The sequence below is a fragment of the Cellulosilyticum lentocellum DSM 5427 genome (assembly GCF_000178835.2).
Classification (GTDB): Bacteria; Bacillota; Clostridia; order Lachnospirales; family Cellulosilyticaceae; genus Cellulosilyticum; species Cellulosilyticum lentocellum.
In genome coordinates this window covers 1,864,161-1,885,439 of sequence record NC_015275.1, presented here as the reverse complement: position 1 = coordinate 1,885,439, position 21,279 = coordinate 1,864,161, and the positions used below count along the sequence as shown (strand labels likewise).

At 33.9% G+C, this 21,279-nt stretch carries 16 protein-coding genes; 5 read left to right on the top strand and 11 right to left on the bottom strand.

Features of this window, described 5'->3' with window-relative positions; translation table 11 throughout:
- Window positions 1-53 precede the first annotated feature (53 nt).
- The 6 genes from CLOLE_RS08525 to CLOLE_RS08500 form a co-directional block, all read right to left on the bottom strand.
- Window positions 54-1,508: a sensor histidine kinase gene (locus tag CLOLE_RS08525; protein WP_013656695.1), complete on the bottom strand. Its 1,455-nt coding sequence runs from the start codon at window positions 1,506-1,508 to the stop codon at window positions 54-56.
- Window positions 1,495-2,172: a response regulator transcription factor gene (locus CLOLE_RS08520; RefSeq protein ID WP_013656694.1), complete on the bottom strand. Its 678-nt coding sequence runs from the start codon at window positions 2,170-2,172 to the stop codon at window positions 1,495-1,497. The genes CLOLE_RS08525 and CLOLE_RS08520 overlap by 14 nt, the downstream gene beginning before the upstream one ends.
- Before the next feature lie 97 nt (window positions 2,173-2,269).
- The gene (locus tag CLOLE_RS08515; protein ID WP_013656693.1) at window positions 2,270-3,559 is read right to left on the bottom strand and encodes a S1C family serine protease; all 1,290 of its coding nucleotides are present in this window, start codon (window positions 3,557-3,559) and stop codon (window positions 2,270-2,272) included.
- A 99-nt stretch (window positions 3,560-3,658) separates the two neighbouring features.
- Window positions 3,659-4,294: an SGNH/GDSL hydrolase family protein gene (locus CLOLE_RS08510; protein ID WP_013656692.1), complete on the bottom strand. Its 636-nt coding sequence runs from the start codon at window positions 4,292-4,294 to the stop codon at window positions 3,659-3,661.
- A gap of 171 nt (window positions 4,295-4,465) precedes the next feature.
- Window positions 4,466-4,993, bottom strand: coding sequence for a hypothetical protein (locus tag CLOLE_RS08505; RefSeq protein ID WP_050794675.1), 528 nt, complete (start codon window positions 4,991-4,993; stop codon window positions 4,466-4,468).
- 211 nt (window positions 4,994-5,204) lie between these two features.
- Entirely contained in the window at window positions 5,205-6,566 is a 1,362-nt protein-coding gene (locus CLOLE_RS08500; protein ID WP_013656690.1) for an NCS2 family permease, read from the bottom strand.
- A 291-nt stretch (window positions 6,567-6,857) separates the two neighbouring features.
- On the opposite strand from CLOLE_RS08500, the gene truA reads away from it, so the two are divergent.
- The 4 genes from truA (at window position 6,858) to htpG (ending at window position 10,317) form a co-directional block, all read left to right on the top strand.
- Window positions 6,858-7,598, top strand: a complete 741-nt coding sequence (gene truA, locus CLOLE_RS08495; protein ID WP_013656689.1) for a tRNA pseudouridine(38-40) synthase TruA — start codon at window positions 6,858-6,860, stop codon at window positions 7,596-7,598.
- A 27-nt stretch (window positions 7,599-7,625) separates the two neighbouring features.
- Window positions 7,626-8,087 (top strand): DUF5721 family protein, encoded by a 462-nt coding sequence (locus CLOLE_RS08490; RefSeq protein WP_013656688.1) that lies wholly within the window; start codon window positions 7,626-7,628, stop codon window positions 8,085-8,087.
- A 38-nt stretch (window positions 8,088-8,125) separates the two neighbouring features.
- Window positions 8,126-8,296, top strand: coding sequence for a hypothetical protein (locus CLOLE_RS22955; RefSeq protein WP_013656687.1), 171 nt, complete (start codon window positions 8,126-8,128; stop codon window positions 8,294-8,296).
- A 116-nt stretch (window positions 8,297-8,412) separates the two neighbouring features.
- The gene (gene htpG, locus CLOLE_RS08485; RefSeq protein WP_013656686.1) at window positions 8,413-10,317 is read left to right on the top strand and encodes a molecular chaperone HtpG; all 1,905 of its coding nucleotides are present in this window, start codon (window positions 8,413-8,415) and stop codon (window positions 10,315-10,317) included.
- A gap of 102 nt (window positions 10,318-10,419) precedes the next feature.
- On the opposite strand, the gene CLOLE_RS08480 is transcribed toward htpG, so the two are convergent.
- On the bottom strand, window positions 10,420-10,641 hold the full coding sequence (locus CLOLE_RS08480) for a hypothetical protein (protein ID WP_013656685.1): 222 nt from the start codon (window positions 10,639-10,641) through the stop codon (window positions 10,420-10,422).
- Window positions 10,642-10,855: 214 nt separating this feature from the next.
- On the opposite strand from CLOLE_RS08480, the gene CLOLE_RS08475 reads away from it, so the two are divergent.
- Window positions 10,856-12,424 carry a glycosyl hydrolase family 18 protein gene (locus tag CLOLE_RS08475; RefSeq protein ID WP_013656684.1) on the top strand — a complete coding sequence of 523 codons (1,569 nt, stop codon included), beginning with the start codon at window positions 10,856-10,858 and terminating at the stop codon, window positions 12,422-12,424.
- Between the two features lie 152 nt (window positions 12,425-12,576).
- Here the strand turns inward: CLOLE_RS08475 and CLOLE_RS23420 are convergent, their stop codons facing one another.
- Genes CLOLE_RS23420 through CLOLE_RS08455 form a run of 4 tightly spaced genes read right to left on the bottom strand, consistent with a single transcriptional unit; the run spans window position 12,577 to window position 21,233 of the window.
- Entirely contained in the window at window positions 12,577-13,275 is a 699-nt protein-coding gene (locus CLOLE_RS23420) for a hypothetical protein (RefSeq protein ID WP_193763567.1), read from the bottom strand.
- A complete protein-coding gene (locus tag CLOLE_RS08465) occupies window positions 13,265-14,065 on the bottom strand; it encodes an HAD family hydrolase (RefSeq protein WP_013656682.1) in 801 nt (266 codons plus the stop codon). The genes CLOLE_RS23420 and CLOLE_RS08465 overlap by 11 nt, the downstream gene beginning before the upstream one ends.
- A gap of 16 nt (window positions 14,066-14,081) precedes the next feature.
- A complete protein-coding gene (gene addA, locus CLOLE_RS08460) occupies window positions 14,082-17,837 on the bottom strand; it encodes a helicase-exonuclease AddAB subunit AddA (RefSeq protein WP_013656681.1) in 3,756 nt (1,251 codons plus the stop codon).
- The gene (locus CLOLE_RS08455) at window positions 17,838-21,233 is read right to left on the bottom strand and encodes a PD-(D/E)XK nuclease family protein (protein WP_013656680.1); all 3,396 of its coding nucleotides are present in this window, start codon (window positions 21,231-21,233) and stop codon (window positions 17,838-17,840) included.
- Window positions 21,234-21,279 lie beyond the last annotated feature (46 nt).

The window sequence follows — 21,279 nt, the reverse complement described above, 5'->3', positions numbered from 1 at the left end:
TTAATAATAGCTTATCCTTTTTTTGTGACAGTGAGGTGAACATCAGCTGAATATTAAGCAAGCTTGATTTCGAACCAGAATGTACTACCCTCTCCTATATTACTTGTAACACCATAATGAGCTTCATGGGCATCTAATATAGTTTTTACAATAGACAAACCTAGGCCTGTTCCCACGGTTGCTCTTTTATGTGTTTTGTCTACCTTATAATATCTTTCCCAAATATATGGCAAATATTCCTCACTAATACCTTCTCCAGTATCAATAACCTCTATTCTTACTTGGTCATTGGTTACATGCTGTTTAACTATGACATGCTTATCTGACCCTGTATAGTTAATAGCATTATTAATCAGATTATAGATTACTTGTGATAACTTCAGCTCATCTCCATTCACCCATATTTCTTCATCATAGATAAAGTCAATGGTATAACCCTCTTGAGCCGTTAAAGTATTATAACGTAATAATAGTTCATTGATTTGTTTCGTCAAATTAAAAGTAACTTTTTCTAACTGACTGGTTCCTGCTTGAAGTTTAGATAAATCTAACATATCATTGACAAGTTGTGTTAAACGTTTAGCTTCATCTACAATGACTTGTACATTCTCAGGTGTATTTTCTGTAGGTAAATCACGCATCAATTCTGCATAACCTGTTATCAAAGTAAGAGGCGTTCTTAAATCATGAGAAACATTGGCAATCAATTCTCTTCTTAGTTTTTCTGTCTTCGTAAGTTCTACTGAAGCATAACTTAAAGTGCCTGAAAGCTCTGCAATCTCTTTATATCCTTTTTCCTCAAATACAATGGCCTCATCTCCTACTGCTAGTTGCTTTGCCTTTGCATTAATTTGAATAATAGGCCTTGCAACTTTTTTAGCAATCAAAATAGCTAATAAGAATGCAAGAATAAGCATGATTAAACTTACATACACCAACTGTTTTCTAATAGTACTTACCGTAGCATCTACAGGTGCGATTAAACTATTAATTAAAACAATATATTGATTACCTGTTTGACTATTTAATAGACGTGTATAAATAACTGAATCGTCCTTATTTCTAAGCCCTGCTGGCACTTGCTCTAATATGTTATTTTTCTTTTCTAGGCTTTTAGCAAATTCACGATAATTGAAATAATAAAGGAGTTGTCCCCCTCTCTTTTCAGCATTAAGTCCTGCTAGATAATATTCAAAATTCGTCATATGGTAAATGCTACTATTGGTTAGTTCATCTCTTTTATACAATACCTCTCCATCAGCATTCGTTAGAACAATACAGAGTTGCTTTCTTATAGCCAAATTATCTAATAATTCCACCAGATAATCCTTATCTATATTCGCTTCAATTTTTTGTCCTACTTCTTTTACTTCATTAATTTTAATTTTCTTATAAAATTCCTCTAGAAAAACAACTTGAAAAAGCCATAACACTACTAGTAACCCTGCTACAAAAGCTACTAAATAACCAAACAGTTGCCATCTAATACTCCATCTATTTTTCCTCAAAGCGATACCCCACTCCTCTTAATGTAACAATAAGACGTGCGTATTCTCCTAAACTTTTACGAAGTAATTTAATATGTGTGTCTAATGTACGATCATCTCCGTAATAATCATAGCCCCATACATTACTAATCAAATTTTCTCTAGATAATGCAATTCCCCTATTTCTTACCATATAGAAGAAAAGCTCATATTCTTTAGGTGTCATCTCTACATTTTTTCCATCAATACTAACAAGACGTGCATCAAAATCTACCTTTAATCCTTGAAAACAAACAACATCCTTACTTGCTGCTTCCTCTTTTACCTTACCTCTTTTTATAATGGCATTAACACGCATCATGAGTTCTTTAGGCGAAAAAGGTTTTACCACATAATCATCTACTCCAATTTCAAACCCATGAATACGATCATATTCCTCTCCTCTAGCAGAAAGCATTAAAACCGGTGTATCAGTAAATTTTCTAATTTCTCTACATGCTGAAAAACCATCTAACTCCGGCATCATTACATCCATAATAATTAAATCAAATTGATTCATTTTACACTTTTCTATTGCTTCCATGCCATCTTCTGCTTCTGTCACCTCATGACCTTCAAAAGTAGCATATTTTTTAATGAGTTCTCTAATCATTTTTTCATCATCTACAACTAATAGCTTATACATAACGGCCTCCTTTTTACTTATTTTAGCATAAGGTAGATACAATAAAAAGGCGACTATTGTCACCTTTTTATTGTATCCTTAAGACTATTTTAATGATTTAATTTTCACTTGCTGTTTGTTGTACGGGTTTTAATTCAGACAATTTCAGCTGTACATTAACAAACTTACCATTTCTAGAAATAGTCACTTTAACAATATCACCTACTTTATTACCAGATAAGATATTAGAAATATCACTTGTACTTGAAACCTGTGTATCTTCAATACCTACAATGAAATCCCCTACCTTAAGTCCTGCTGCTGCTGCATTACCACCTTCTGTAAGTTCTGCAACATATACACCTGTTTGATTTAAGTTATATTGCATTGCTGTTTGCCATGAATCTACATCTACTACTTTAACACCTAAAGCTGGACGACCTGATACATAACCATTCTGAACGAGTGAGTCTGCTATTTCTTTTACCTTATTAACAGGAATAGCAAACCCTAATCCTTCTACATCAGAACCTGAAGATTTAGCCACTACTAGTCCTACTAATTGACCTTGACTATTAAATAAGCCACCACCAGAGTTACCAGGATTAATAGCTGCGTTGGTTTGTAATAATCTCATACTACGTCCACTAATAGTAATTTCTCTGTCTAAAGCACTAATAATACCATTTGTTACCGTACCACCTAATTCTCCTAAAGGATTACCAATAGCTATTGCTGGCTCCCCTACAATAAGTTGATCTGAATCTCCCAACTCGGCAGCTTGAAGTTTTTCATTTTGTGTATCAATTTTAATAACTGCTACATCTGTTTGTGTGTCCGTTCCAATAAGCTTAGCAGTATATTCATTACCATTTGTTAAACGCACAGTAATTTTCTTAGCACCATCAATCACATGATTATTAGTAATAATATATCCATCTTCTGTTAAAACAACGCCACTTCCAGCTCCTTGTGTAACGAACTGTCCAAAGAATTGGTCTGTTGCTACTACTTCTGTTGAAATCTCTACTACTGAATCAGCAGCTTTCTTAGCCACATCAGAAACACTTACCCCAGCACTTGTAACAGAAGTTGGTACAATAGTCGTCTGAGTACCTGCGTTTGATTGTTCTTTACTAGCTGCATTAGATGCTTCATATTTTTCCATCCATTGGTATGAAGTATATAAACTACCACCTCCAAAAGAAGCTAGTGCTACTATTGTAGTTAGTAAAATGCCTTTGCCTACTTTATGTTTCTTTTTAGGTTTTTCCTCTTTAGAACTAGGCATTACTGGAATAGCTTCACTTAATGGTACCTCTTCTTTTACTTTCTCACTACTTTCTTTAGTTTCTTCTATTATTTGTTCATTAACTTGTTCTTCATAATCATTGTTCCATTCACTCATTTTTAAAACCTCCTTAGGTCTTGCTTATGTTTTATTTAAGTACATGATAAAGGTCTTAAGTGATAGGTTTTTTGAAGATTCACTGAAAAAATATTGAATTTACCGTCTGTTTTTTAATACACCTTGATAATCAATGAGCTTAGTTAATTCTACAAAAACTAAATCATATAATAAGTTTTCACCTTCTTGTGTTAATCCATACCCTTCTTCTAAAATATACTTTTCTTTATTCACCTTTTTGCTAATTTCCTCACATAGATCAATCACAATACCACCTTTTGCTAAAGTAACACTCTTAAGTGCATAAATATATTGCTTTAAACGGTTATTAGTACGTCCTTTTTTACCTGGTTTTTCATGAATAAGTGGTGGTGTAATGATAACTGGAATTGGTACACAATTATTTAAACCTGTCCTATTATTATGAGTTACAATTTCCTCTAATAAATCCCTTAAATAAATCTCTAAACGCTCTTTACCTACAAAATCAGTACGCTCAATATCTATATCTTGAGAAGAAAGTCTAATAAAAATAATATTAGGATGATAGTTCAAGACTTTTTCCTTTAAATGTTGTTTTAAATCACCCAATGTGCATTTCTTTAAGCTTATGTCGTAGATACGCCAAGAAATAGCTGGATAATAGGTTGCTAGATACTGTTCCAATCGATCTATGTAAGTTTTAATGCTGGGGGATGTAACTTCTCCATATCCTACGATAGTAGTATTAATCATTTAGCTTCCTCCATTTATTCTGTAATATTTAAATTATAATACAATACTTTATCAAAATAAAGACTAACCATTTCTTCTGATTTCATGATAAAAATAACTGCCATACACTTTAAGTGCATAGCAGTATCATTTTACAGTATATTAGTATGTTCTTACTTTTATATTGAAGTATTACTCTTCTAATAAGATTCTACTTATGTTGTCTATAATAAGTTCTTGGTCTGTAATAACATCATAAAACCCTTTTGCTGGATAAAGCCTTTGAATATCTACTGTTCTCATATCACCTATTTGTAACCTCGTTATGTAATGATTCGTAAAATTTTTTACCTCAATATCCATCTGAAATTCTTTATCTGGTGGTAATGAATCTGCTTTAACTGATGTAGTTGGTATAATTACAAATTTAGTTTTAAAATATTTAAAAATATAACACCAATGTCCACCATATAATTCTTTTGGAAATCCTCTCGTTAAATTAAAATATGCAATTTGATGTACCTTGGGCAATTGCTTTGGTCTATAAAAGGTTGTAGAAGGATCCCCTGTTTGATTTGGTGTTAGTTCGTCATAAAAATACTTGATTTGTCCTACATGATAATTAAGATCTTCTAAAAACCCCCTCTTTTGCTCGTAATTCTTTATGCTATTAAATTCTTCCATAATTCTTAGCATAAACTCCTCATTACTCACAGCCATCCCCCTTCTCGCTTTATATTGCCAATCTTCTATATTTTATCATGATAACTATAAAAATACAAATTTCTTTTAGTTTACTATGTACTGTTATCATATATTCCTTATTTATATCGGTTTAACTATCATTTTACTTAAATCAATTAAACTAAAAAAATAACTGTTTAAATTTCAAAAATTTAAACAGTTATTTTTCTTAGAGTAAAAAGATCTTTTAATGCACTACTGAAGTAAGCACTAATTTTAATACAAATAAGATAGCTAAGATATACATCATCACACTAATTTCTTTTCTTCTACCTGTAAACATCTTGATAAGCACATAAGAAATACCACCAAAAATAATTCCTTCTGCAATGCTAGCTGTAAATGGCATCATTGCCATTGTTAAGAATGCTGGAAGTGCTTCTGTGATGTCTGAGAAATCTACTTTTAAAATACCATCTAACATAAGGACACCTACTACAATTAAAGCTGGTGCTGTAGCAAAGCTTGGAATCGCTAAGAAAATAGGTGATAAGAAGAGCGCTAATGCAAAGCATACGCCTGTAGAGATTGCCGTAAGTCCTGTACGTCCACCCTCCATAACGCCTGCTGTACTTTCAACAAATGTAGTGACTGTTGATGTTCCTAAAAGTGCTCCAACTGATGTTCCAATAGCATCTGCAAAGAATGCTTGTTTAATACGAGGTAATTCTCCTTTTTCATTTAAATAGCCAGCTTTAGTAGCTACACCCATAAGCGTACCTAAAGTATCAAATAAATCTACGAATAAAAATGAGAATACAACGATAATAAAATTAAAAATACTTTCTGCACTACCAAAGATTTCTGTCATTCTAGGAAATTTAAAAGCTACTTCACCAAAACCTGCAAATAATGAACCTTGTGATGAGAAGCTCGGAATAAGCGAATATTGCCCAATAGCTGGGTCTACCACATACCATCCTATTAATTGTGCTAAAATTCCTAGTACCCATGTACCTAAAATACCAATGAGCATAGCCCCTTTTATATTACGCTTCATTAAAACTACTGTTAATACTACACCTAACATACATAATACTGTTTGTGGTGTAATCATACTTCCTAAGGCTACAAATGTAGAGTCATCTGCTACTACTACGCCTGCATTTTTAAGTCCAATAAAAGCAATAAATAACCCAATCCCTGCACTTACAGAGTATTTCATACATTTTGGAATGGCATTGAAAAGTGCCTCTCTTACATTACATAATGTAAGCAAAATAAAAATCAAACCTTCTACAAATACTGCTGCTAATGCAAACTGCCATGAGTAACCCATTTTAATAACAACCGTGTAAGCAAAAAAGGCATTTAGTCCCATACCTGGTGCTAACCCAAAAGGATAATTAGCACATAACCCCATTAGTACAGTAGCTAATACAGATGCTAACACAGTGGCCACAAACACACCTTGTTTATTCATCCCTGCTGCACTTAGAATATCGGGATTAACGGCTAAAATATATGCCATAGTCATGAATGTAGTAATTCCTGCTACAATCTCTTTTTTAACTGTCGTATGATTTTGTTTTAATTTAAAGAATTCCATGTTGCCTCCTGAAATATCGTTTATGTCAACCGGTTTGTCCTCGCTTATCATACCTAAATTTATAAGTAAGGTCAATAGTTTTTTCGAACATTTTTATGTCAAGTATCTTTTTCGTTCGATTTTAACTGTTTTTATAGGCTAATTCTACTTTTCTCCTAATACAAACGTATAATTTATCGATTTTTAGTTGATGCTTTAAAAGATTTTACGCTTTCCTTATGTTGTAGCACATGCATACCTACTTGTTTTGTGCTATACTAGGCTAAATACTAATGACAAAAAGAGGTTACTATGACAAATTATAAATTAACAATAGCCTATGACGGCTCTAAATATAATGGTTTTCAAAAACAAAGTAAGCATCCTGAAAAAACAATTCAAGGACGACTTGAAAATGTTCTTACCCAATGCTTTGAGGAAGATATTCAAATTATCGCCTCTGGTAGAACTGATGCTGGTGTTCATTCAAAAGGCCAAGTTTGTAACTTTCATGCCGAACATTATTTGGAACCTACAACTGTTTTAAATTATTTAAGCAATTACTTGCCACAAGACATTGCTATATTAGAATTAAGCATTGCTTCTCCTCGTTTTCATGCACGCTATAATGTCCTTCGTAAGTGTTATACGTATACTATAGACAATGGTTTATTTGCTAATCCATTTACTTTAAAGTATGCCTATCATCTAGCATCTCCATTAGACATTAGTCGTATGCAAGCTGCAGCTAACTATTTACTAGGTACTCATGATTTCAAAGCCTTTACCTCTTTAAAATCAAAAACTAAATCTACTACGCGTCATTTATTTAATATAGATATTACACAGGAAGGATCAATGATTAAATTGACCTATGAAGGTAATGGCTTTTTACAACATATGGTTCGCATTTTAACTGGTACTTTAATAGAAGTTGGTCTTGGTGAACGTTCTCCAGAAGAAATGCTTGTTTTATTAAACAATCAAATTCGAAGTGAGGCTGGCTTTACCGCACCTGCACATGGTTTATGTATGCAACGTGTAGATTATTAAAATTTATTTTAGTGAAGGGAGTTTACAATGCAAATCTTCGATATTACTAATCGCAAGGAATTCATGGCAAAATTACTTAAATCTGATTTATTTGATACCTTCGAAGCAAGAGAGGTTGTAGCACATATGGCTTTTAAAATGATACTTTCTGGTGAGCGTAATAAAGATTATTTTAATGATATAGATGAAGATACAACACCTGCTCTTTCTGATTTTCTTGCTTGGGGCGACATACGTAAACATGTATATGAGCTGATGTCAGGAAACAAGTTGCCTACCTATTTTAAAATAATACTTTCTACTAATAGTGAAAAAACAGCTAGCTTATCCCCTGATGCCTCTACCTTTTATTTGAATATTACTTTTAAAGATAATCAAATTAGTTGTAGTACAGGTATGGCCTATAAAACCTTTACCCTAGATAAAAGTAGTGAGCAACTTTGGGATGAAAAAATCAAAAACTTTTTATTTAAATATCAATTTATTTAGATTTTCACTTAACTCGTTTAATAAAGGGGATTTTAATAATGAATTATGGAAAACTACAACTTAGTTTTATTTTATTACTCATTATGACCATATTACAGTTTTTAGTAGCAGTCCTTGTACTTCACCATATGCTCATTACTATTTTATCAATCATTGCTGCTATACTTTGTATCATTGGACTTATTTTTATCCAACACAAAATGCACTAAACGTAGCTCTTGACATCCGATTAGATTTATTTCATATTATATTTGCATTATATTTTCTTTAAATGTTTGCAATATAATGTTAAAAATAAAATTTATATTTTTAAGGAGGAATACCTATGTCTAAGCAAGGTAATTTATCTATTCATAGTGAGAATATCTTCCCTATTATCAAAAAATGGCTTTATTCAGACCACGATATTTTCACTCGTGAACTTATTTCGAATGGCTGTGATGCTATTCTCAAATTTAAAAAGCTATGTGATATTGGTGAAGCAACAGATACCGTAAGTGAACCTTTTAAAGTAACAGTTACTTTAAATAAAACCAATAAAACGCTTACTTTCTCTGATAACGGGATTGGTATGACTGAAGAAGAAATCGAGAAATATATTACACAAATCGCTTTCTCTGGTGCTGAAGATTTTCTAGCTCAGTACAAAGACAAAATGGATCAGGACCAAATCATTGGTCACTTTGGCCTTGGTTTCTATTCTGCCTTTATGGTAGCAGAGCAAGTGGTCATTGATACCTTATCTTACAAAGAGACAAAAGCCATTAAATGGACTTGTGATGGTGGTACAACTTATGAGCTTTCTGAAGGTACGAGAACAACACGCGGTACAAGTATTACCCTCTTTATTACAGAAGAAAGTAATACCTTCTTAAATTTTTATGATTTAAGAGAAGCTATCGAAAAATACTGTTCTTTTATGCCTGTACCTATTTATGTGATTGATGAAGAAAAAGAAGCTGAAGATGCTGCTGCCAAGGCTAAAAAAATAGAGGAAGCCAAAGCTAAAGGTGAAGAGCTTTCTGATGAGGAACTTGCACCAGTAGTACCAACTCCTATTAATGATTCTCAGCCTTTGTATGTAAAAAATCCTAATGACTGCACTGATGAAGAATATAAAACTTTTTATCGTGATACCTTCCATGATTTTAATGAACCACTTTTCTGGATTCATTTGAATATGGACTACCCATTTAGATTAAAAGGTATTCTTTATTTCCCTAAACTCTCACACGAGTTAGAAACTGTTGAAGGGCGTATTAAACTTTATAACAATCAAGTCTTTGTAGCTGAAAACATTAAAGAAGTTATTCCAGAATTTTTACTTTTATTAAAAGGTCTAATCGATTGTCCTGATTTGCCACTAAATGTATCACGTAGTTTACTTCAAAATGACGGTTTTGTGAAAAAAATTGCTGATTACATTACTAAAAAAGTAGCTGATAAATTGATTGCTCTTTCTAAAAAAGAAAATGATAGTTATAAAAAATTCTGGGATGATATTGCACCATTTATCAAATATGGCTGTTTAAAAGAAAGTAAATTCTTTGATAAAATGAAAGACTATCTTTTATTTAAAACAACAGATGAAGATTATGTCACATTAAGCGAGTACTTAGAACGTGTTAAAGACACTGGTGCTAATACAGTCTTTTATGTTTCTGACAAAGCTGCTCAGTCTCAATATATTAAACTCTTCAAGGAAAATGGACTCTGTGCTGTTTACTTAGAACATTCTATCGATGCACCTTTTATCTCTCATTTAGAATATCAAAACAAAGATGTCAAATTCATGCGCATCGACTCAGACCTCTCTGCTGCTTTAAAAGGTGCTGAAGCTGATAAATCTTATGAAGAAAAATTAAGTGGTTTATTTAAAACTATTCTCCACAAAGATAAGCTTAAAGTTACTGTAGAAAATCTTAAATCTCAAGATGTTGCTTCTATGCTTCTCATTTCTGAAGAAAGTCGCCGTATGCAAGAAATGATGAAAATGTATAATATGCAAGGTATGAATATGCCACTTCCAGAAGACGAGGTGACTTTGGTTCTTAATCAAAACCATCCACTCATTGATACTTTAGCTCATAAAGATTTAGATGAATCTACTACTGAATTACTTTGTGCACAGCTTTATGATTTAGCCCAATTAGCTAATCATAGCTTAAGTACAGAAGATATGCATCACTTCCTAGAACGTAGTAATAAATTACTAGGTATGATTCTTTAAAGTTAATTATAAAAAAAGAAGTACTACACAACGCTTTAGTCCGTTTGTAGCACTTCTTTTTTTTATATTTTACAAATGAACTCTATCTCAACTTCTCCTATCTTATAAGAAATCATTATTTCTTGTTTGAACAGTACAAACAGCATCTGCCGTTTGTGCTGCTATAAGTAAATCCCCAACACTGGTTAATAACCCTCCTATTAATTGCTTTCCATCATCTGTTAAAGCTTCATTCAATAATAAGGTTAGTAAAGCACCCCATATAATTATTTTTCGAGAGCGACTAGGGCTACATCCGCCACAAAAGTTATTACAGCAAGACATCTCTTCACCTCTTTCACGTTAATACTATATCATATGAATAAATTCCATTTTTTGTTAATTAACTTTTGTCTTGTTTTGATGACTGCTTGTGCTTATTTACAAAAGCTATCATATTCAGCTCTTCATTCGAATAGGATAAAATGAATAATAGATTAAATCAGTTACATAGGATGTATTCAATATAACCTTATTTTATTTAACAAGGAGTGGTTTTATGAGTAGTCGTTTAAAAGTAGGTGACAAAGCGCCGTCCTTTAGTGCTTCCAGTACCCAAGGTCTTGTAAACCTAAAAAATTACGAAGGAAAATGGGTCATTCTTTTATGTAATCCATCAGAGTTTAATAATTGGAGAAAAAATGAAATTATTAGCTTAGTTAAGTATGCTAAAGCTTTTAAAGAAAAAAACACTGAACTTATTACATTAAGCATGGATAAAAAAGCTTCCCACTTACAATGGTTTTATGCTGGAGCTAGGCTAGGTTCTTATGCCATGCCTTTCCCTATTGTAGATGACCGTTTAGGTGAGATTGGCAAACTTTATGGTGTTGAAACAAGTGAGAATGCCTCTACAGAAACCCACCTTTTTATCATTACCCCAGATCAAACCCTTGCTAAATCCTTTACTGTTCCTAACTTCGGAATTCCTCAAGTTGGTCAATTAATGACTCATTTAACAGCTCTTCAAGATGGCTATCGACCTCAAATTCAGAGCCTTGAGAATCAGCCTCCTGGCACTAATCCCCTGTGTGACAATGTCCCTATAGTAGGTGAATATGTACTTGGAAACCCCAATAATGTAGATGCACTTTTACTAGATTTTGTTATTTATGCTTTTGCCCTTATTAATGCAGATGGTACCCTACAGGTCTACTCAGAAAGATATCTCAGAGAATTGGTCAATTTAAAACTAGAAAATCCTAACCTTCTTGTTATTCTAGGCATTGGTGGATGGGGAGCTGATGGCTTTTCTGATGCAGCTCTAACACCATCTTCCCGTTATGCCTTCGCAAGAGAAGTTCAACGTTGGGTAAATGAATATACTTTAGATGGGGTAGATATTGATTGGGAATATCCTGGTAGTAGTGCTGCGGGAATTAAATCTAGAAGAGAAGATAAAGAAAACTTCACACTCTTACTAACAGCTTTAAGAGATGTACTCGGTGATGAAGCTTGGATTAGCGTAGCAGGTACTGGAGAAGCAAGCTACATCAACAATGTTCAAATTGCTGAGATTGCTCCTATCATTAATTACTTCAATTTAATGGCTTATGATTTTACTGCTGGTGAAACAGGCGCAACTGCAGGTAGGCATCAATCTAATCTCTATCCTTCTGATCTTTCTTTAAGTAATATGACTAGTGTAGATAATCAAGTCCAAAATCTCATTAATGCAGGCATGCCATCTGAACAAATCCTTATGGGCTTACCTTTCTATGGACGTTATGGTGCTACCAGTACACGAACTTTTGATGAGCTTCGTAAAGACTATATTAATAAAAATGGCTATACTGTACGTTGGGATAATATTGCTAAAGCCCCTTATATTGTAGATCCAGATGGTGATTTTGCTTACTCTTATGATAATTTACTTTCTATCTACTTCAAAGGACTTTATGTTATCGAAAATTGTCTAGGTGGTTTATTTGCTTGGCAATCTGGAATGGATAAAGCAAATATTCTAGCGCAAGGTATGTCACAGGCCATCCGAAGCCCTGAAGTATTAGAAGATCTTTTAGCAAAGGCTTATTATCAAGCTTTAGAAGCTCAGGAACAACAAACTTAATCATTTTACCCCCTAGCTTAAGATACACTAACCTCACCATTTTGATTCCCTATTATCCTTCTTGTAGCAAACAAGTAGGATAATAGGGAATCAAAAAAATAAGCTGGTATAAAAGGAGTCCATTCTAAAATAAGAATGGACTCCTTTTATATCTATTTATCTGTTGAATACATGTCAAATGTAACGGTATCTTCTACATAAGATAGTACATAAGTTAAAGTACTATCTTGCCATTGTCTTCTTCTCGTACCTCTTACATTAGTAATTTTCTCAATACTTGATTCACCAAATTCTGTCGTTAGCTCCTTAGCAATAGCTTCTACAAAAGCTTCTACATCATCAGTTTGCTTACAAGTCATATTAATAAAGTTTACTTCTCCCTTATTATCATTGTAAACAATCTCTACTTTGACAGCTTGGTCTAAAATAGTTTGTTTATAGTAGTCTGCTAAAAGAATATTTGTATCCTCTAAATTCTCAGTAGACTCTGCTTTTCCAAGTAAATTAATAACATCTGCTTGCTTCTTACCTATCAGTTTCCCTAAAGCAATTAGGTCTTTAATGGCTGATTGGTTTTTCTCAACTACTTCAGCTGCTGCTTTTGCTTCAGCTTCTTTTTCTGCTACTTCAGCTGCTGCTTTTGCTTCAGCTTCTTTTTCTGCTACTTCAGCTGCAGCTTTTACTTCAGCTTCTTCTGCTTCTTTAGCTTCTTGTTCACCTAAAGACTTGGTTTCGACCGCCTGAGTGGTTGGCTCTACTGCTTCACTATTTGCTGGTGCATTTTGATTAAAACATCCCGTAAGGGCTAGCATACTGATTAGTCCTACGACTATAAATTTCTTAGTATTCATCATCTTGTTTTAATACAACCTCCTTTATTTTTTGTATAACCCCATCTTCATCATTACTTTTTGCCGAAAATCTTGCTATTTTCTTTAAGGATGGATGTGCATTGGCCATAGCGTAGCTATGATGAGCTTTTTGAAGCATTTCAAAGTCATTTAAGTAGTCACCAAATACCATGGTTTCCTCATAGGTGATGCCTAACTGCTGCTGAATATCTTCAATAGCCTTTCCTTTATTAACACCATTAGCCATGATATCTAACCAAATGTCTCCTGCTACACTCATTTGAGCCTTACTACGTAAATCCTCATAAGCTAAATAGCTATTATGTTCTGCGCCTTTAAAGTCGCATATTGTCACCTTTAAAATATCTCCCTCAACACTTAGCAAATCATCAATTAATTGACATTTTACATAGTATTTGTTTACTTCTCTTACAAAGTCTTCATCTGCGTTTTCTATATAGGCACCTTTGCTCGTTGCTAATACAATATAGACGTCTTCTATGGTACGTCCTTTTTCAATCAGCTGATGAGCTACTCTCCTATCTAATGGGTGAACAGCTATTTCTTTGCCACGATAAGCAATGTAGGTACCATTTTCGGCAATGAACAACATATCATCTGATACTGTCTTAAAGTTTTCCACTAAAGTAAAATACTGTCTGCCACTAGCCGCAGCAAAAATAATATTTTTTTCTTTTAACTGCTTAAATACATTGTAGAAATTAGGTGATAGTTCTCCCCTACTATTTAGTAAAGTGCCATCCATATCTGTTGCGATTAGCTTAATCATGTTGTCCTCCTGGCTCTTATAGATGTATCCACTCATTTACATTATACAAGTAGATATACTTATGGGCAACTGTTAACTTTGTAATATCAGATAACGCTAAACTATATAGTTCAAGTTGTTTAATATATTTTTCCTTTATCCTTTGAATGCTGAGTTCCTTTTGTTCTTTATCAACATAGTCTGTTTTATAATCAATTAAAGTAATGCCTTCTTCATCAATGTAAAAACTATCAATAACGCCTTGAATTAAAATTTCTTCTCCTTCAGGATAAGCTTCGTTTACCAACTTCGCATTAGCCAAATAAATAAAGGCTTTTTCCTTTTCTACATATTGTGCTCTTCTCATTTTCTTAACTACCTCAGAATTAGCCATTTCTGCAAGGCGTTTACTACTAACCACCTCTAGTACTTCAGCCGAGAGTTGATGAGAATTCACTAGATGCATAAGTTCTTCCTCTATAGCTGCCACTTCTATGAATTTTAGAAAATCCAGATGCTCAAACACACTATGAATCAGTGTCCCTCTCTTAGCTCCCTTTAGTTCCTCTTGTCCTTTAATAAAGCTTGGTACTGGCACCTCTTCTTCTACTGGATATAAATTCACTTCATACACTTCATCGTCTATAAGTTGACCCATTGCGTCTCTTTTAATCTCTGAAACAGACACTTTTGTAGGTAATAATACCGCTTCTTCATGAGTGTATTCACCATTTAAGCGATTGAAGATGATTTCTTTATAAGGTCCATAGATTTTTTCTGTATCCCATTCTTCTAACAAATCTCTTTTTTCTTCAATACCTTGCTCTCTACTAGTCTGTAAATTACCCAATTCTTCTTTACTCCATACACGTAGTTGCCATTTACCACGTCCTTCAAATAAATAAGGTGGTGCTTCATGAGTCAGTAGCCTTAAATCTTCTAAATCACTATGGGCGTATAAGCTTAAACCAATCCAATTTAAATATGAGCCCCCACGTTTAACGCCTAATGGTAAAATAGCTGTTTCTTCTCTACTTGCATATAAGCTCCATTTATAAGCAGCATCTTGGACATCACTAAGTGTTCCTGTAACAAATAATTTTTCTTTAGCACGCGTTAGAGCCACATAAAGCACACGCATTTCTTCAGAAATATTCTCAGAAAGAATTTGATTTTTAATAGCCATTTTAGGAATCGTAGGATATTTGACATACTTACTAGTATCTAAATAATCTGGCGCTAAGCCTAACTCATTATGAAGTAACACAGGTTTCATCATATCATTGTTATTAAAGCGCTTTCCGGTATCACATAAAAAAACGACACTAAACTCTAGACCCTTACTTTTATGAATACTCATAATTTGAACTAAATTCTCATTTTCACCAACTAATTTTGCCTCAGCCAAGCCATCTGGTGTTTGGGCTAATTGATCTAAATATTGTATAAACCCAAATAACTTACCATTTTGATTATTTTCATAGGCCTCTGCATATTTTTTAAATAGCTCTAGATTCGCCTTTTTCTTAGCTCCTGTTGGCAACATAGCCACATAACGATAATACCCGGTTTCCACATAAAGCCTTGCTAGTAGTTCTTCTAGACTTAGTTCACTACTCATATTGCGGTAGTTATTTAGCATGCTCATAAAACGATTTAACAAAGGATTATCTTGGCAGGTTTTTAAATACTTTAAGAGCGCTTCATAAAAACAACCGGTTTCTGCTGCTTTTCGAATGTAAACGAGTTCATCTAAGCTCACACCTACAATAGGTGATCGTAGTACCGTAATCAAAGGGATGTCCTGTAAAGGATTATCAATAATCTTTAACAAACTCATCATTGTTTGAATTTCCAGTGCATCAAAGAAGTTCCCACCAATATCTGCGTAAGCACCTATCCCCTTTTGCATTAATGCATTTTCAAAGATGCCTGCCTTTTCTTTAGTTGCTCTTAATAAAATGACGATATCTTTTGCTTCTACCTTACGATAGGCCCCTAATGCCTTATCAAAAATATGGGTTGGATTACCTTCTCCTTTAAGGAGCTGATCTACTAAGTTAGCCACTAGCATGGCTTCACATTCCACATTCTTTAAATCCTCAAGCCCCGTTTCTTCTGTATTTTCTGGTTCTTTGGTTTCTAAAATGTGTACTTCAATCGCTTCTGATAAAGCTCCTTCTGCTAAAGACTCTGGGTTTCCTTCTTCATAATGATTGCCTACCTTTAGCTCAGCATATTCATCATATTCAAGTTCTCCTACCCTGACACTCATCACTTGCTGAAATAAGTCATTAACACCTTGAAGAATATTATCCCTACTTCTGAAATTCTGAGATAAATCAATACATACGTTATTACCTTTAGTAGATGAAGTCACCTGATGCTTTTCCCAGCTTCCGTACTTTTCCGCAAAAATAAGGGGATTGGCTAATCTAAAGCGATAAATACTTTGTTTCATATCGCCTACCATAAAACGTGTTGGTCCTTCTTCTTTATTAGCCTCAGCTACTGCTTTCAATAAAGTTTCCTGTACTGTATTACTATCTTGATACTCATCAATATAAATCTCTTTGTAAAAACTACTTAGTTCTTTAGCTACATCCGTATAGCTGACCTCTACCAATTCCCCCGCTTCGTTAAAAATAGGTTCTACTAAAAGTTGAAGACAAAAATGTTCTAAGTCATTATAGTCTACAACTCCTGCATTTTGCTTTTCTAATTGATAGCGTTCTTCAAAGGTCTCAATAAGTTTTACTAAAGTAGCCATGAGATCTCCTAACCGAGGTAACTGTGCCATTAAAAGAGGATCTTCAATAAATGCTAAATCATCTTGTAAGCCCTTAATGACTTCTTTACCTAAGTCACGATAGGCTTTTACACGCTCCTTTAAAGCTACATCACATTCTTGCTTTTTTCTTGAGAGGGCAATAAAGTGAGTATTTTTAATGCGTCTAATCAGTTCTTCTAGTGACATCTCCTGGTGAATATCTTTAATCTCAACTAAATCACTATGAATAGCTTCTAGGTAAAGCTCTGGTCCATTAGGCTTTTCACATAAAGCTATAGCTTTATCATAAATAATGCGTACATCTTGTAATTGACTTAATAAATGGGTACGAATACTTTCTGACCAAGGCATTTCATTTAAACTAGTATACACTGTTTTTAAACGCGACACTTGGTTATGAAGCCATACCTCTGGAAAAGGTGTACTTTTAGAGAATGTAGAAACATCCAAAATCAAGTTTTTTAAGCTGTCTAAGCCTTGTACATCCCCATAAACTTCTGCTAATGCCATAAAGTCAGATGCACCGTCTTCAAGACATTCCTCTAAAAGTTCATCTAACAGTTCACTTTTCATCACATCTAGCTCTGCTTGTGTACCTACTTTGATATTAGGGTCAATATCCAAGCGATTAAAATACGCTCTAATCGTTTTTAAACAAAATGAATGAATCGTTGAAATTGAAGCCTGTGGCACCAAGGCCATTTGACGTTCAATATAATCTATCTTCTTTAGATTTTCTTCATTTAGATTTTCTTGAAGACCATTCATATAATCCGAAAGCTTTTGCAAGATACGTTCCTTCATTTCTCCTGCTGCAGCACTAGTGAAGGTTACAATTAAAAAACGATCAATTTCTATAGGTACTTCTTGCTCACTTCCAATGATACGCTTCATGACACGCTCTGTTAAAACTGCTGTTTTTCCTGAACCTGCTGCTGCTGAAACTAAAATATTGGCTTCTCTTTGATCAATAGCTGCCTGCTGTGCTGGTGTCCATGCCATTTATAAGCCCCCCTTCTCTAGTTTTTCCCATATTTCCTCTTTACTTAGTTGTTCTAAGGTATCATAACAGTTATCTACTTGTTCTTCACTGAACTGACAAATGGTATGATAAATGCAATATTCACAAGGATTTTTGCCTTTTAAGCGGTAAGGTTTAGCACTTACTTTACCTTCTAATAATTCTTGTCCTAATCCTCTAATCGTGTCAATAATATGATTTTCCAGTAGTTTAAACTGTTCTGGGGTGGCTACTGAAGAGCCTTTTTTAATACTACCATCCTTATTTAAACTAACGGGAATCGTACTACCTGTCCCTGATTTATCAAGAGCAGCAATGATTTGCGGCTCATCTACTGCTAACCCAGAAAGTTTAAATTGCTTTAAGCTGCTTTCTTGGAGCTGCACTTCATCCATTCCTACTTTGTAGCTTACATAAGGATTATTAATGTGGAAGTAGAAAACTCCACCTGCTTCATAACTATGATGTTTCTTTAAATACGCATCTAGATAAAGGAGCAATTGAAGCTGTAAGCCATAATACACTTCTAATAAGTTAAAGTTCTTTTGCCCTGATTTGTAATCTAAGATTTTAATATATTGCTGATTATCATCTTTATAATACACATCTACACGGTCTATTTGCCCAGTCACTAATATCGTTCTTACTTCATCAATAGCAATTTCAATTGGAGGAAAGCCTTTACCTTCTCCAAAATTAATCTCATAGCCCATAGGTTCGAATTCACCATTTTTTAAATGCGCTGTTAAAGCATGAATTGCCCTAGAAGTCATTTTTTCTACCTTAGCTGCCGTAAACTGAAAACGTCCCGTTTCTCTCTGGGCTTCATTTACTTGCTCTACCGCATAAGCTGTAGCCTTTTTCACACCTTGCTGCATTTCTTCCCTGGTAGCTTTAGTCCAAGTAGTATTCATTAAGCTTAGTTCTTTAGGATATTGCTCTAAAGCTGCATGAAATAGTGTTCCTACCTTGGCTCTATCAAAACGGAATAAACGGCGTTCTTCTGCTTTAATCCCATAACGCATAAAATAGCAACAAGCACATTGCCTAAAAGTTTCTAGCTTAGAAATACTAGTATCTAACTTATTGCCATAAAGCAAATGTGTTGTTTCTTCTTGTAAATAGTGCTGTTGATTTGTATAAAACAAATAATCTGTTAATCCCTTTAGACGGTCTTTCCACTCGTCTTTAGTAGCATACCAACTCACTAAGTCTTTCCAGGCTTCTTCTTCTAATCTACCTTCTACGTATTCCCTCAGTAAATTCCCTACATAACCAAAAGTAGGCAGAGGACGATAGATTTGACTTAGAAAATCTCCTTGTAGAGGTTTTGGTGTTTCACCAAATAACTTTTTCAGTTTGTAATAAACGAGAGAAGTTCTTAGCGGCTTACCATTTTCATCAGCCATGGCTGCACTTACAAAAAGCTTTTCCGTAGCTCTTGTTAGCATCGAATAAATACTAAACTGTCCGCCATAAAGAGGCTGGTCAATAATTAGCTCATTTAATCGTCCTTTTGGTCCTTTATCTTCCTTACACATCTGACTAAGAGAAGCTTTATCCATATCAGAAAAAATAGGCGTCGTTTCATCTACTTTAGGAATAACCCCTTCATTGGTTCCTAGTATAAAGCACGCTTTTAAACGAGGAAGTCTCGTCCTATCTACAGACCCAATTAACACTTGGTCTTGTGCTGGTGGAATAACTCCCATCTTTACATAAGAAAAGCTGGTTTCTAAAATACGGCGATAGGTCATTAGACTAAGTTCTTCTTCACCTAAAATATCTACCAAGCGCTCGAAAACTTCCATGATTTTTCCCCATATTTGGGTGTTTTCAATCTCTAATAAACGATTACCTTCTGCTTTATGTTTGGCAATGATTTCATTTAACTTGCTATAAGCACCAATATCTTCTAAAAAGCCATATAAAGCTTTTGTAAGATCTACAACCTTGTTTTTACCCGATGATTTAGTCATTTGAATAGTCATTTCTAGTTTTTGAATAGGTCCTAAAATAGCTTCTCTTGTAATATTAATACGTGCCTGTTTCTCTTCATCTTTTTGGTCAAATCCCCAAGGCTGTGCCCATTTTTTCTTACCCTTAATCCCATAGGCTAATAAATAATTTTCTAATAGATCTATCTCTTCAATTGAGATAGGGAGTATTTGTGTTCTTAAAAGTCCCATAATACTTTTATAGCTGTAATTAGAGGTTAATACTTCTAAAACACCTTCTAAAGCTGCTACTAAACTATTAGTATGAATATTTCTTTTCATATCTAAGAAATAAGGAATTTCATATTCTTTAAAAGCCCCCTCTAATAAAGTCTTATAATCTGCTAAGTCACCTACAATAACTGCCATATCATGATAACGATAGCCCTCTTCCATCACTAAAGTCACAATCTGCTTAGCTACTTGTTCTACTTCTTCTGCTCTAGAACCATAGGTCTGCAGATAAATAGCTTCATTTTCTTTTTCATAAGGGTTAGCATAAGGTTTTAAGTACTGCCCCTCCAAATAAGCCAGAGCTTCATTTTTTTCTCCTGCGCCTTTAACATAGTTCACTTCATAAGCTAAATGCTGTTCTTCACAAATGCCCATAAGTTTTTGTAGCATTTGAATACTTTCATAAAAAGGATAGCTATTTCTTACCTTGTCTGTTCTCGTGTAAGATTTATCCATAGGTAAAGTAATAGTTAATCCCTTTACCTTCTTCATTAACTCTTTAATGATAAGCAATTGGTTATACGTAAAGCCATAAAAGCCATCAATCCAAAGCCATGCTTTTTCTAGTTTCTTACTTTTCATGATACTACTTGCTAGTAGCGTCATATTTTTTTCAATAGTCACAAACTGATTTCCCAAATAATCTTCGAAGGCTTCATAAAGCATATGAATGTCTGTTAATTTACTTTTAAATAATAAGGTCGCCTCCTTATTTTCTATAAGTTCGCCTAATTGCTCCTTACTCACACCTGCTTGTTCTAAAACTGTAATAAAACGGTTAATAGCTTCAATAAAACCTGTATTATTCATATTTTTTTTGTAGAAAATAATCTCTTTTTTATGTGCTTCAATCACACGTTTTAAAATAATCATACGTTCTAAATCTTCAATAACAGCCACTTCAGCTTTTCCTACTTCTTTAAACACTTCTCTAGCTAACGTATTAAAACTAATAACCTCCGCTCTTAAGAGACCTGGATAAAGCCTTTTGGCCAAGTCTTTTTGTGTCTGTAAGTTGAATTGTTCTGGCACTAATAAAAGTAGTGGATCAAAACTTTCTTCTTTTAAAGCTGTTTCTATAGCTTCATAACAATAGGTCGTCTTTCCTGCACCCGAACGACCTACAATAAATTGTACTTTCTTCATTTGTTCACCCCTTTTTTCTATTATTAGTTTATCTCTATGTGAATGT

Coding starts and splice junctions, on each gene's coding strand:
- truA (WP_013656689.1), top strand. CDS start 6,858: ATGACAAATTATAAATTAACAATAGCCTATGACGGCTCTAAATATAAT.
- CLOLE_RS08515 (WP_013656693.1), bottom strand. CDS start 3,559: ATGAGTGAATGGAACAATGATTATGAAGAACAAGTTAATGAACAAATA.
- CLOLE_RS22955 (WP_013656687.1), top strand. CDS start 8,126: ATGAATTATGGAAAACTACAACTTAGTTTTATTTTATTACTCATTATG.
- CLOLE_RS08505 (WP_050794675.1), bottom strand. CDS start 4,993: ATGGCTGTGAGTAATGAGGAGTTTATGCTAAGAATTATGGAAGAATTT.
- CLOLE_RS08520 (WP_013656694.1), bottom strand. CDS start 2,172: ATGTATAAGCTATTAGTTGTAGATGATGAAAAAATGATTAGAGAACTC.
- CLOLE_RS23420 (WP_193763567.1), bottom strand. CDS start 13,275: ATGAATACTAAGAAATTTATAGTCGTAGGACTAATCAGTATGCTAGCC.
- CLOLE_RS08480 (WP_013656685.1), bottom strand. CDS start 10,641: ATGTCTTGCTGTAATAACTTTTGTGGCGGATGTAGCCCTAGTCGCTCT.
- CLOLE_RS08455 (WP_013656680.1), bottom strand. CDS start 21,233: ATGAAGAAAGTACAATTTATTGTAGGTCGTTCGGGTGCAGGAAAGACG.
- CLOLE_RS08490 (WP_013656688.1), top strand. CDS start 7,626: ATGCAAATCTTCGATATTACTAATCGCAAGGAATTCATGGCAAAATTA.
- htpG (WP_013656686.1), top strand. CDS start 8,413: ATGTCTAAGCAAGGTAATTTATCTATTCATAGTGAGAATATCTTCCCT.
- CLOLE_RS08500 (WP_013656690.1), bottom strand. CDS start 6,566: ATGGAATTCTTTAAATTAAAACAAAATCATACGACAGTTAAAAAAGAG.
- CLOLE_RS08465 (WP_013656682.1), bottom strand. CDS start 14,065: ATGATTAAGCTAATCGCAACAGATATGGATGGCACTTTACTAAATAGT.
- CLOLE_RS08510 (WP_013656692.1), bottom strand. CDS start 4,294: ATGATTAATACTACTATCGTAGGATATGGAGAAGTTACATCCCCCAGC.
- addA (WP_013656681.1), bottom strand. CDS start 17,837: ATGGCATGGACACCAGCACAGCAGGCAGCTATTGATCAAAGAGAAGCC.
- CLOLE_RS08475 (WP_013656684.1), top strand. CDS start 10,856: ATGAGTAGTCGTTTAAAAGTAGGTGACAAAGCGCCGTCCTTTAGTGCT.